Below are 13,453 nucleotides of genomic sequence, written 5' to 3' on the forward strand. Positions count from 1 at the left end.
AATACCTAATATACCTTTTTACGTCGCTGACTCCTTTAGGAGGAGCTGTGTACATTGTTACCAAAACTAAGTAGTGTACTCATCGATTTTCTGTCATTGGTTCGAATTACGGATTCAGTTGAGAAGTTGTTCATCCAAAAATCGACAGGTCTATCTAAGATTAACCAACAACTAAGCTAAGCGTTATGATACAAAATTACTTCAAAATTGCCCTTCGCAATTTGTGGAAAAATCGTCTTTTTTCGCTTATCAATATTTTTGGGATGTCGGTAGGGATGGCATGTGTGGTCATTTTAATCCTTTTTGCCCAAAAATGTCTCACTTTTGATGAGTTTCATGCTCATAGTGACCGAATTTATTATATCCAAACTGAAATTAACGACCAAAAACATGAAAAAACAGTTTACCCTATTTTAGAACAATTGCAAAAAAATTATCCTGAGATAGAAGCAGGTACCCACATCCAAACTTGGTATTTACCCTGGATTCATTATGGGACTAAAGACCTCCAAGAAAGCACCGTTTTTGTAGATTCCACTTTTTTCCAAATTTTTAGTTTCCCACTAAAATATGGCACTCCTACCACAGCACTCAAAGGCCATCATTCAATCGTAATAAGCGAAAAAATCGCCCAGAATTTATTTGGTAATATAAACCCTCTCGGCAAAACCGTCACCCTTGATGATACTTTACAGTTTAAAGTGTCGGGTGTGTTAGAGCCTATTCCCTCCAACTCTTCCCAGCAGTTTGAAGTTGTACTTCCTACCCACCTACTATTTTCGCTTCCTGATTTTAAAAAACGAGCCAATTGGTTCAATATATTTTCACCGGTATTTGTCTTACTCAAAAAAGGTACTGACCCCAAAGCATTAGAAGCCAAACTCCCCCACATCGTAAAGAATCACTTTGTACCCGAATCTCGTGACAACTCCTTACATCTAAGCAAATTCAAACATTTTATTCATAATCAAAACCCTACATTTAAAGGGCTTATTTATGGAGCTATTGCCATTGCTGTTTTTCTGCTGTTGATTATTAGTATCAACCTAATCAATCTCAACATGGCTTCGGCCTTGCCGAGATTGAAGGAAGTAGCAGTAAAACAAGTCATTGGGGCTACTAGAAGTGTGATTCTAAAGCAATTTTGGTTAGAAGCGGGCATTGTTATGTTACTCTCTTTGTGGTTTTCAGGATTTTTTGCCAAGTATTATTTGATTCCTTCTTTCAATCAACTTCGAGAAGGGCACATGCAACTCGACATTTCTTTAGAACACGACTATCCTACGATTGTAATTATACTCTCCATTTCGCTCTTGGTGACTTTCGTAGCGGGTACTTATCCTGCTTACTACCTCATGCAATTGAAGACTACCGAAGCTGTTAAGGGTAAGATCTCCAGCAATCCTCAACGTGGGCGTTTTCGACAAAACAGCCTGATTGTGTTGCAGTTTGTATTGGCGGTGATGTTGATTGTAGGCACGTTGGGCCTGCGCCAACAAATCAATTTTATGAAAACCACCGCCCTAGGTTATGATAAAAACAACGTTTTGGTTTTTAATACCAACCTCGATTACCGCAATTCGTCTACAGCGCTTTCGGCGGGAAGGGTGGTATTGGATGAGCTACGACAAAATCCAAATGTAGAGTCGTTTTGTACTTCTACGCTTACCCCTGTAAAATATTGGTACAATTTCAATGAGTATTATCCAGCAAAAAATCCCAATCAAAGCGTACGTATACTTCATGCAAGTACCTTTGAAAATTACTTTGAAACCTACCAAATCCCTTTCATTGAAGGACGTAGTTTTTTAGATAATTCCGCAGACTCAGCCAATCATAATATCATTATTAATGAAGCGGCCATGAGGGCCTTTGGCTGGAAAACCGCCGTAGGCAAACAATTGCGCCAACAAAATGACCCTACCATTTATACGGTCATAGGAGTCACCAAAAATTTCCATTATCAAAATCTGAAAGAATCCATAGAGCCGCTGCTCCATTGGTATGCAGGCAAACAAAAACTTAGCAATTTTTTAACCATACGTTTGAAAGACCCAGCCAAAGCAAGCACACTCATTAAAACAGTAGAAGCGCGATTTAAAAATATACCTAGCCGCCGCCCTTTGTCTCATTTTTATCTTAGTGACGAACTTGCCAAAACGTACCGGCCAATTGATAGTATTTGGCAGATGATAAGCTTTGTCACGTTGCTTGCTATTTTGATTGCTTGTGCCGGCATATTTGGATTGATTTCGCTCGTGGCCAAACAGCGCACCAAAGAAATCGGTATTCGTAAAGCATTGGGAGCGAGTGTCACCAATATTGTGGCTATGCTTTCAGGCCAATTTCTCCAACTTGTAGGTATAGCCTTGGGTATCAGCTTGCCTATTTCTTATTGGTTAGGCCAAAAACTCTTAGAAACTTTTGCTTATCGTACCCAACTCCAATGGTGGTATTTGATATTTGTGGCTATTTTCGCTCTCATTATCGCTTTGGTTTCGGTTAGTTTTCAAGCCCTCAGAGCTGCCCTCAACAATCCCGTAGAAAGCCTAAAAACTGACTAAATAGCGTCCAATTGTGTACAACATGTGTCCGTTTTTGGACACTTCAAGATAGACAGATGAGCTGTTTCAGAAGTAGAGGAGTACCAAATTATCTTTTGTTTTAACCTCATCCTAGGAGGCTGTCTAAAAAGTAACAGGTCACAAAATATTTTTGGCTTTAACCTCATCCCAACCCTTCTCCTAGCAGGAGAAGGGCTTCAAAAGTCCCCCTCTACTGAAAGGAGAGGGGGATTTAGGGGGTGAGGTTGAGCAGATGCCGAAGATAATTTGGTGATACCAGACTTTTTGGACAGCCCCCTTTACAAGTTCCCCTAAGCAGAAAACAGAGGGAGGATTTAGGGTGGAAGGAGCGCACTGACCGAAGATAATTTGGCACTCTTCCCCTTTCGAGGTAGCTTTTCTTGAAAATTGGCAAGGTATTTTACATACAGAAATAGATAAAATAACAATTGTCTTAAAAATAGACTTAAAATAGTTCTTCTAAGTCCCCAAGACTTGGAAGAACTCAGCACTAAACTTTAAAATACCTTTGACCACTCATGCGAAGAAGCGATTTAGGGGAATTTGAAGAAGTAGTTTTGTTAACCGTAGCTGTTCTTGCTCCCAATGCTTACTCGGTGTCTATCGCCGAAGAATTGGAATTAGAAACAGGCCAAACTGTAAGCACAGGGGCTGTACACGCTGCTCTGCAACGTCTGGAGCAAAAAGGTTACGTTACCTCTCACTTGGGCGAAGCCACCGCCGAGCGAGGTGGACGCCGCAAACGCATTTTTTCCGTGACCGCATTGGGAGGACGTGTATTGAACGAGGTACGACGGGTTCGTGAAGGACTTTGGAGTCGCATCATTCCCCTCACCAAACTAACCTGGACTTAAAACGTTCTGCCCATGAAAGCCAATCCGCCGAAATGGCTTAATAAGCTACTAACTTGGCTCATTGCTCCGCATTTGCAGGAGGAAATTTTGGGCGATTTACACGAACGATATGCCCTGCGGGTCAAACGGCTCGGAGAAGGCAAAGCCCGACGGCGCTATTGGCGCGATGCCCTGACGTATGTTCGATGGTCAAACATAAAACGTCAACCTAATCCGTATCCAACAACCTATACATACAGCCCAACTATGCTACGCAACTACTTTAAAATCGCCTTTCGTACCCTTACTCGCCACAAATTGTACACGGCCTTGAACGTGGCTGGCCTGACTTTCGGAATTACGTGTTTTCTCATCATTGGTTTGTACTTGTTTGATGAATTAACCTTTGACCAACAGCACAGTAAGGCTTCTCATATTTATCGAGTTATCGAACACAAAAAGACCAAAACCGACGACCTTACGATTGCGGCCGTAAGCTATAAATTGGCCGAAGAATCAAAGAAAAGTATTCCAGAAATTGAGACAACGGCGCGTATGACAAGTTTTGGCCGGGATAATTTGTCAAACCCTGAAACCAAAGATAAATTTCACTTGACCATCAATTTGGCAGATGAGAATTTTATGAAGGTATTTGATTTTGAAGCAATTGCAGGAGAAAAACAAACAGCTCTAAAAGAGCCAAATTCGATTGTAATTACTGAAAAGATTGCTCAAAAACTATTTAATAACACCGAGGTTGTCGGAAAAATACTTCGGTTTGACTTTACGGAAAAACCCCTCAAAATCACGGCAGTTATTAAAAATCATCCCAGCAATTCAAGTTTTAATTTTGAGTCTTTATTGTCAGAAAGTACTTTCAATGACGATGTTGAGTTTCAGCAATCGAATGCGTCCGATTGGTCTTCGCACGATTATACGGTCTATGCTTTGTTGAAAGAAAACGTTCAACCTCAGACCGTCGGAGCAAAAATGAATGCCTTGGTTCATGCCAATTACAAATTTGAAACAGGAACAACGGTCGATTATTCCTTGCAACCGCTCACGGATATGCGTCTGCATTCAGACCACATCGCTAGGGGTTCTAACAACGTAGGCTCAGGTAAAGGTAGCATTTTGTACATCAAAATTTTTGGGATCGTTGCTCTTTTTGTGCTGTTGATTGCTTGCATCAATTATATGAACCTGACAACCGCACGGGCCACCAATCGCTCCAAAGAAATTGGCGTTCGCAAAGCCAACGGCGCGTTTCGAAGTCATTTAATCAACCAGTTTTTGTTTGAATCGTTGCTCGTAACATTACTTTCGTTCGTGTTATCGATTGGGTTTGTCAATCTTCTTTTGCCGTCTTTCAATGCTTTTACCGAAAAGCAGCTTTCGCTTGGCTTCCATTCCGATTACCGAATTTGGCTGTACACGACCGTTGCTGTCGTGCTAACAGGCTTGATTTCGGGGAGTTATCCAGCATTTTTGCTGTCACGTTTTAGCCCGCTTGCGTTGTTAAAAACCCTCAAACTCCAAAACCAAGGAGACTTGTCGTTGCGGAAAGGGTTGGTCGTTTTTCAGTTTACGATTTCAGTCGTGATGATTATTGGCACGATTGTGCTGTTTCAACAGATTAAGTACGTCAGCAACAAAGATTTAGGATTTACGAAGGAATTGTTATTGGTAGTGGATATTAATTCGGGAGATGTACGCAAAAATGCACAAACGATTAAAAATGAAATCAGTAAGATAGCTACGATCAAAAATGTATCGGTAACAACGCGAGTACCAGGCGAATGGAAAAACATCCCTACCGTTAAAATTCGTACAGAAGGCAACACCGACGAACATTCAATTTCGTATTTGTTGGGCGTCGATGAGCACTTTGCCAATACGTTTGAAGTAAAGGTCGTGAATGGGCGCAATTTTGTGGGTACAGACGATTCTACTTCTATTTTGTTGAATGAAACGGCAGCTAAAATGCTAAAAATTAAGGAGGCTGCGGGGCAATTGGTGGAGATTCCCGAACGCTCAATGGGAGGAAGTTACAGTCCGCTTAACAACAAACAAACGTTCCGCGCACGCGTAATAGGAATTGTGAAAGACTTTCATTTTCAGTCACTTCGTGAAAAAATAGCACCGATGGTATTGGCCTATCAAAATAACCCCGTGCATTCGATTGACTATTTTACGTCAAGAATTACGGGAAGTGACGTTCCACATACCTTGGCTAAAATAAACGAAGCCTTGATAAAAATAGACCCTGCTCATTTGTTGGAATATCATTTTTTGGATGAACAACTAGCTCGTTTTTACGCTGACGACCACCGCCGCGAAACCATGCTGATTTGGGCAGCACTAGCCACTATTTTTATCGCCTGCTTAGGGCTATTTGGCTTGGCTACCTACACAGCCGAACAACGTGTGAAGGAGATTGGCGTTCGTAAAGTACTAGGAGCTAGTGTATTTAGCCTCACGACATTGCTTTCCAAAGATTTTATGAAGTTGGTCTTAATTGCCAACGGCATTGCGTTTCCGCTGGCTTGGTGGGCAACCCATCAGTGGCTGGAAGAGTTTGCGTACCACATCTCCGTCGAGTGGTGGGTGTTTGTAGTGGCAGGAGTGTCGGCCATGCTTATCGCATTGCTGACTATTAGCTATCAGGCTATCAAAGCAGCCTTAGTGAATCCTGTGAAATCACTGAAGACGGAATAAATCTGCGTAGAGACGTTGCCATAACGTACAGACGTTGCCATGACGTACAGACGTTGCCATGATGTACAGACGTTGCTATGATGTACAGACTGACGTACAGACGTTGCTATGATGTACAGACTGACGTACAGACGTTGCTATGATGTACAGACTGACGTACAGACGTTGCATGCAACGTCTCTACCAAACCAATCCCTATGAAACATAAACCACCTGTTTGGATTGACAAATGGCTAAATTGTCTTCTTGCTCCGCACCTGCGCGAGGAGATTCTAGGCGATTTGCACGAACGCTACGCTTTGCGCATTAAGCGGCTCGGAGAAGGTAAGGCCCGGCAGCGCTATTGGCGCGATGCCCTAACTTATATACGCCTTTCCAACATTAAACGTAAACACTCTCAATACCCTCAAACCTATTTATTCAGCCTCTATATGCTACGCAATTATTTCAAAATCGCTTTTCGTAACCTCCTGAAATACAAAGGTTACTCATTCATCAATATTTTTGGACTCGCTACGGGCATGGCTGTGGCGATGCTGATTGGCCTGTGGGTATGGGACGAACTATCGTTTAATAAATACCACAAAAACTACGACCGCATTGCCCAAGTGTGGCAATTTGTGAATTTCGATGGCACGATTTCTTCGTATAACTCTGTCCCCATTCCAATGGCAGAAGAACTACGTAGTAAGTACCCCGATTTTCAAGCGACCAGCCTTTCTACCTATACCCGCGACGTAATTTTGGCGGCCGGAGAAAAGAAACTAACCAAAAGCGGCAATTATGTACAGCCTGTTTTTGTAGATATGATGTCTTTCAAAATGTTGGCGGGTAGCTCTGACGGATTGAAAGAAATTAACACCATTTTCCTTTCCGAATCGGTGGCCAAAGCTTTTTTCGGCACCGAAAATCCGCTGAATAAAATCATTAGAATGGGTAACAAAACTGACGTAAAAGTGACGGGAGTATATGAAGATTTGCCCTACAGCAGTGCTTTTCGCGACGTACTCTTTCTGGCACCTTGGGAGTTGTTTGTGGCCAATGATGGATATGCCAAACGAATACTAGACGAATGGGATGAAAATTCTTTTCAAGTGTTTGCGCAGTTGAAAGAAGGGTCAAGTGCGGAGGCGGTGTCGGCCAAAATCAAGGATATTCGCATGAAACGCAAAGACCCACCCGGCTACAAACCTGCCTTTTTCTTACATCCGATGAATCAATGGCATTTATACACCGACTTTAAAGACGGAAAAAACGCGGGTGGCATTGTCTATTTTGTTTGGCTTTTTGGAGCCATTGGGGTGTTTGTTTTGCTATTGGCCTGTATTAATTTTATGAACCTAAGCACCGCTCGCTCCGAAAAACGAGCCAAAGAGGTAGGCATTCGCAAGTCGGTCGGATCGGTACGTGGTCAGTTGATTTTTCAATTTTTGAGCGAGTCGTTTGTCATTACCCTCATGGCGTTTTTAATAGCGTTGATTTTTACTCAACTCGCTCTTCCCTTTTTCAATGAAATCGCAGATAAAAGAGTTTCTATCTTATGGAACAACCCTTGGTTTTGGCTATTTGGGCTAGGTTTTAGCTTGCTTACAGGGCTGATTGCGGGTAGCTATCCTGCGCTTTATTTATCTTCCTTTCAGCCGATTAGGGTATTAAAAGGAACATTTAAGGCTACCCGTTTTGCGTCGGTTCCTCGTAAAGCATTGGTCGTTTTTCAATTTACCGTTTCCGTTACGTTGGTCATTGGCATCATCACGGTTTTTCGGCAGATTCAGCACGCTAAAGACCGCCCTTCGGGCTATGAGCGTGGCCTGCTGGTTGAAGTAAATATGAATACGCCCGAATTATACGGACACTATGACGCCTTGCGAAACGATTTGCTTAATACGGGGGCTGTAGTCGAATTTGCAGAGTCAGGGGGTTCTATTACAAATCAGTATGGCGGAACCACCAATATTTCTTGGAAAGGAAAAACGCCGAATACCCAACCTTTGTTCATGGCTAATCAAGTTACACACGATTTTGGTAACACAGTAGGGTGGAAAGTGATAGAGGGGCGTGATTTTTCAAGAAAGTTCTCCACGGATTCTTCGGCTATGATCATCAACGAAGCGGCATTGAAGTTAATGGGTTTCAAAAGACCCATCGGCGAAATCGTCCGAAGTGGTAAGGAATACAAGGTAATCGGAGTCATTAAAAACATGATTCGACAATCTCCTTTTGAGCCTGTAAACGCTGCTTTTTACACTATTAACTACAATGCAGTCAATACGATTAGCTTCAAACTCTCCCCTCAATTGGGGACGAGCAAGGCCCTTGACAAAGTGGCTGGCATATTTAAAAAATACAACCCCGAAGCACCGTTTGAATACAGTTTTGTGGATGAAGTCTATGGTCGGAAGTTTAGTGATGAAGAACGAATCGGCAAATTGGCAGCCTTCTTTGCGCTTTTAGCCGTACTGATTTCATGTTTAGGTCTGTTTGGACTGGCTTCGTTTATTGCCGAGCAACGCACCAAAGAAATCGGCATTCGAAAAGTGCTGGGTGCTAGTGTGGCTGGGCTTTGGCAAATGCTTTCAAAAGATTTTGCTCTATTGGTTTTGATTGCTTGCTTTATTGCGGTGCCCATTTCTTACTATTTTCTCAACAATTGGCTACAGCATTATGAGTACCGCACCGAATTATCTTGGTGGATATTTGCGGTCGCCGCTCTGGGCTCTATTGTAATTGCGTTGCTAACGGTTAGCTATCAAGCGATTAAGGCGGCTTTGATAAATCCCGTGAAGAGTTTGCGGAGCGAGTAAAAACAACAAGAAAGAATGGCATTTCATGCAACTTTTAAGTTGAGTTTATCATCTTCCCATAAACTCATAGCCATGAAAACATTCTTTCTTCACTTATTTTTATTGGTTGTTTCAGCTATCCAAGCCCAAGAAATCAAGCCAATTCCAAGCATTGACGCGGCTTTAAAAAAATATGATTTTGTACAAGGACAAGTCTTTGATAAGAAGGATACTATCATCTATTATTTAAAGAATTATCAAAAGAAACCAACAAAACTGGTGGTATATATTCAGGGTACCGATCCAAACCCAATTTTTACTTATTCTCTTAATAAAGGTGAATATAGCCTTTCGAGGTGGTTTGGGGATGATTATAAGCTACTTGACTCAACCTATACCTATGCAATAATTCCCAAACCTGCATTGGCGGGTATTTTCGATAGAAGCAAGCTCGCAGTACCCAAGGAATACCATGAGAAAAACTATCTCGAATACCGAATAAGACAAATTGATCTTTCGATTAAAGACATTATTAAAAGGCATTTAGCAAAGCCAGAAAAAATAATCGTTTATGGACATTCGGAAGGAGCTACTATTGCGGCACCATTAGCGTTAAAAAATAAAAGCATCACCCACCTAGGATTTTGGTCAGGAAATGTTTTGAATAATTTTTATGAATTTTCACTATTTAACAGAATCGAATCACTAACTGGCAAACAATCAGATTCCCTTGCTCATCAAAATATTATGGAAATTATTTATTGGTATAGCTCAGTGATAAAAAAACCAAATTTGACAGATACGGACCAAATGGGGTACACAAACAAGCGTTGGTCTTCCTTTGAAAAAGCACCCATAGAATATTTGTTGAAGTTGGATATTCCGATTTATGCCTATTTTGCCACAGAAGATGAAAGCACTCCTATTGAAACCGCCTATTTGATTCCCATACAATTTATGCAAAACAGGAAAAACAATCTGACCTTTAACGTTTGTATAGGCTGTAACCATTCGTATGAAAAAGAAATAAACTCAAAAAAAATAAAACTCTGGCCTAAGGTATTTGAAGAATTCATTCATTGGACTGACGTTGAAAAATAAAATCAGAATAAAACTAAGGCAATAAACATTCCAAGTTGCTGATATGGCAGTGTTCAAACTTGGAAAGTCTCCGTTCTACAGCGGACAATTTATGTACGATTTCGGACACTGATTTTCCAAAAACAGCTCCTCTAGGGTTACTTTTGTTATGGCATGGTTATTTCATTTAAAAAATTGTATCTAATCATTTGCTCTACCATTTATGAAAAAAACGATACTGGGAGAACTCGAAGAACTGGTACTACTGGTGGTCGCCGCTTGCGATGAAGATGTCTATGGCGTGCCTGTCATGGAGGAACTCCAGCGGCAAACGGGTCGCGACTTTACCATCAGCGCGGTACACACTACGCTCTATCGCTTGGAAGAAAAAGGCTTTTTGTCGTCCTCGGTGGGAGGGGCAACGGCAGAACGAGGAGGAAGGCGTAAGCGCCTGTTTACGCTTACTGCCGCAGGAGGGGAAGTATTGCTGGACATCCAGCAAACCCGCACCCGACTTTGGCAGTCGATTCCCCAAACCAAACTAAAACTCATGGGTTTGTCATCCAATCCGTTTTAATCACCATGAAAAAGTCAACCAACTCTCAGCCAGATCAACCTCCTCGTTGGGCTGACCAACTCCTGGAATGGTTTGTCGCACCGCATTTATTGGAGTATATCCAAGGCGATTTGCACGAAAACTTTCATAAGCGAGCAGTAAAAGTGGGCATCGCTCGCGCCCGACGCGAATACGTATGGGCTGTTTTAAACTGCCTTACTCCCTTTTTTACCAGACGACAAACAGCCAAATCCAGTTATTCCAACCCATCATCCACTACTCCCTTTTTTACAGTCATGCTATCCAATTATTTAACCATCGCTTTCCGCAACTTGTGGCGGCAAAAGGCATTTACGGCCATCAACATCGTCGGTTTATCGGTAGGGCTTGCTTCTTGTCTGCTGATTGTACTGTATGTGTTGCACGAATTGAGCTACGACAGCTACCATGCGCACGCCGAGCGTATCTATCGAATGACCATGCACGCCCGAATGGACGATAAGGATATTGATTTGGCTTACTCAAGCGGTCCCGCAGGGGAAGCCCTCCTGCGTGAATCATCTGGCGTAGAAATCGTTACTCAACTGCGTAAAGAAGGAACGTTTCTGGTAAAACACGGTCAGGACATCATAAAAGAAGAAAAAATTGCCTTTGTTGATTCCAACTTTTTTTCCGTTTTCACCATTCCAATGGTCAAAGGAAATCCCAAAACGGCACTTGTTGAGCCCAATACGCTGATACTTACAAAAACAATTGCTCATAAATATTTTGGGGCAAAAGACCCGATTGGTCAATCGCTTTCGCTGGGAAATTTAGGGCTTTTTCGGGTGACGGGTGTTTGTGAAGATGTTCCCTCCAACACCCATTTTCAATACAACATGTTTGGGTCGTTTGCGTCCGTCAAAACGGGAAGCAAATGGCTGGCCAGCGGTGCTTATACGTACCTCAGACTTCGGGAAGGGTACTCACTTCAGCAAGTGGAAGCCGTTAGCCGTGGGTTTGTTGCTAAATATATTGCTCCTGAGATTAAGGACTTTTTTGGCATGGATTTTACCGCATTTCAGAAAAAAGGCAACCGATTTGGGTTTAAGTTTCAACCTGTCACCGATATTCACTTACATTCTGATTTGGGGGATGAATTGGAAGCCAACAGCGACGTGAAGTATGTCTATATTTTTTCGGCGATTGCCTTGTTCATCCTGTTGCTGGCCTGCATCAATTTTACCAATTTATCCACCGCAAGCTCGGCGGGGCGTTCCAAAGAAGTCGGCATACGCAAAGTATTGGGTTCCATCCAAACGCAGTTGGTGAGTCAATTTTTGACCGAATCGACGTTGCTTACTTTTTTAGCCCTCATTTTGGCCTTTGGGTTGGTCATTTTGTTGCTGCCCAGCTTCAATGCACTGGCAGGAAAACAGTTTTCCATTCACGATATTTTCAATGCACGCCTACTCGTGAGTACATTAGTTGCGAGCTTGGTGATTGGACTGTTGGCGGGCAGTTATCCTGCGTTTGTTCTTGCTTCTTTCAAGCCCATTACGGTGTTGAAGGGTCGGTTACAGATTGGCGCACGAAGTGGCTGGTTGCGAAACGCACTGGTAACCACGCAGTTTGTCGTGTCGATTGGGATGATTATCGCAACCATTGTGGCAAATCGGCAATTACAATTCATTCAAAGCAAAAAGGTTGGCTTTGACAAAGAACAAGTCCTGATCTTGCACGACACACACGTGTTGGGTGCCAAAACGGACGCATTTAAAGCCGACTTAGCCCAATTATCGTCGGTAGTCAAGGTCGCTTCGGCAGGTTTTCTACCCGCAGGTCATACCAGTCAAAGCGTTGATGGAATTCAGGTTCGGGACGGAGCAGGCACGGGCACGCACCGCACAAAAGGGTATTATATCGACGAAGATTACTTGCCTACTTTGGGGATTGGTTTGGCGAAGGGACGTAATTTTTCCAAGGCTTTTTCCACCGAAAATTCTTCGGTTTTGCTCAACGAAGCCGCCGTTCGAACCTATGGCTTCAAAAATCCGATTGGCCAGCAAATTTCTACCGTAGGCGACGGCTCAGAGGGTAGTAAACATACTTATACGGTGGTGGGCGTGGTCAAAGATTTTCATTTTGAATCGATGCACCAGCACATCGCTCCTTTGGTTATTTTTTACGGAAAAGACAACAATCAACTCGCGTTACGCATCCAAACCAACGATATTCCGACTCTTCTCCAAAAAATAGAGCAACAATGGAAAACAGCCACCGATAATCCATTTTCGTATTCGTTCCTCAATGAGCGATTTGCTACGATGTACCAATCCGAACAGCATATTAGCCAGTTGTTTGGTGTTTTTGCGGGGTTAGCGGTGTTGATTGCCTGTTTGGGATTGTTTGGGTTGGCCGCCTTCACGACCCATCAGCGCACCAAAGAAATTGGGGTTCGTAAGGTATTGGGTTCATCCGTGACAAGCATCGTGACCTTGTTATTGACCGATTACCTCAAATTAATCATCATTGCTACCCTCATTGCATCGCCCATTGCTGCTTATACCATGAACGAATGGCTTCACGATTTTGCTTACCGAATCGACCTTCCTTGGTGGGTTTTTGTGTTGGCTGGGGTGCTATCTACGGTCGTAGCGATCTTGACAGTCAGCTATTTGGCTATCAAAGCCGCATTGGTAAATCCCGTGAAGAGTTTAAGGGCGGAGTAATGAGGTGATAGACATTCCAAGTTTAAACGTTATCGTAATACAAACTTGGAAAGTCTTTGTTTCCCGCGCCAGACATTCCAAGTTTCAAAAACTTGGAATGTCTTTTTTCGTCGACTGATACACTTTCCAAGTTTCAGAAACGATAACATCCAAACTTGGAAAGTCTTTGGTCACCAGCGGACAATTT

The 13,453-nt window shown here is 42.7% G+C and carries 7 protein-coding genes; all 7 read left to right on the forward strand.

What is annotated here, in order from left to right; translation table 11 throughout:
* Nucleotides 1-185 precede the first annotated feature (185 nt).
* Nucleotides 186-2,564 (forward strand): ABC transporter permease, encoded by a 2,379-nt coding sequence (locus G563_RS0103880; protein WP_028664152.1) that lies wholly within the window; start codon nucleotides 186-188, stop codon nucleotides 2,562-2,564.
* Between the two features lie 539 nt (nucleotides 2,565-3,103).
* A complete protein-coding gene (locus tag G563_RS0103885; protein ID WP_028664153.1) occupies nucleotides 3,104-3,439 on the forward strand; it encodes a PadR family transcriptional regulator in 336 nt (111 codons plus the stop codon).
* A 12-nt stretch (nucleotides 3,440-3,451) separates the two neighbouring features.
* Nucleotides 3,452-6,136 carry an ABC transporter permease gene (locus tag G563_RS0103890; RefSeq protein WP_051210744.1) on the forward strand — a complete coding sequence of 895 codons (2,685 nt, stop codon included), beginning with the start codon at nucleotides 3,452-3,454 and terminating at the stop codon, nucleotides 6,134-6,136.
* A 197-nt stretch (nucleotides 6,137-6,333) separates the two neighbouring features.
* Nucleotides 6,334-8,940, forward strand: coding sequence for an ABC transporter permease (locus G563_RS0103895; RefSeq protein WP_028664155.1), 2,607 nt, complete (start codon nucleotides 6,334-6,336; stop codon nucleotides 8,938-8,940).
* Between the two features lie 72 nt (nucleotides 8,941-9,012).
* Nucleotides 9,013-10,020: an alpha/beta hydrolase gene (locus G563_RS0103900; RefSeq protein ID WP_028664156.1), complete on the forward strand. Its 1,008-nt coding sequence runs from the start codon at nucleotides 9,013-9,015 to the stop codon at nucleotides 10,018-10,020.
* Nucleotides 10,021-10,222: 202 nt separating this feature from the next.
* Nucleotides 10,223-10,576, forward strand: a complete 354-nt coding sequence (locus tag G563_RS0103905) for a PadR family transcriptional regulator (RefSeq protein ID WP_028664157.1) — start codon at nucleotides 10,223-10,225, stop codon at nucleotides 10,574-10,576.
* A gap of 5 nt (nucleotides 10,577-10,581) precedes the next feature.
* A complete protein-coding gene (locus G563_RS0103910; RefSeq protein ID WP_084650751.1) occupies nucleotides 10,582-13,266 on the forward strand; it encodes an ABC transporter permease in 2,685 nt (894 codons plus the stop codon).
* Nucleotides 13,267-13,453 lie beyond the last annotated feature (187 nt).

Source organism: Runella zeae DSM 19591 (assembly GCF_000423565.1).
In the GTDB taxonomy this organism is placed as follows: domain Bacteria; phylum Bacteroidota; class Bacteroidia; order Cytophagales; family Spirosomataceae; genus Runella; species Runella zeae.

Coding starts and splice junctions, on each gene's coding strand:
- G563_RS0103910 (WP_084650751.1), top strand. CDS start 10,582: ATGAAAAAGTCAACCAACTCTCAGCCAGATCAACCTCCTCGTTGGGCT.
- G563_RS0103890 (WP_051210744.1), top strand. CDS start 3,452: ATGAAAGCCAATCCGCCGAAATGGCTTAATAAGCTACTAACTTGGCTC.
- G563_RS0103900 (WP_028664156.1), top strand. CDS start 9,013: ATGAAAACATTCTTTCTTCACTTATTTTTATTGGTTGTTTCAGCTATC.
- G563_RS0103885 (WP_028664153.1), top strand. CDS start 3,104: ATGCGAAGAAGCGATTTAGGGGAATTTGAAGAAGTAGTTTTGTTAACC.
- G563_RS0103905 (WP_028664157.1), top strand. CDS start 10,223: ATGAAAAAAACGATACTGGGAGAACTCGAAGAACTGGTACTACTGGTG.
- G563_RS0103880 (WP_028664152.1), top strand. CDS start 186: ATGATACAAAATTACTTCAAAATTGCCCTTCGCAATTTGTGGAAAAAT.
- G563_RS0103895 (WP_028664155.1), top strand. CDS start 6,334: ATGAAACATAAACCACCTGTTTGGATTGACAAATGGCTAAATTGTCTT.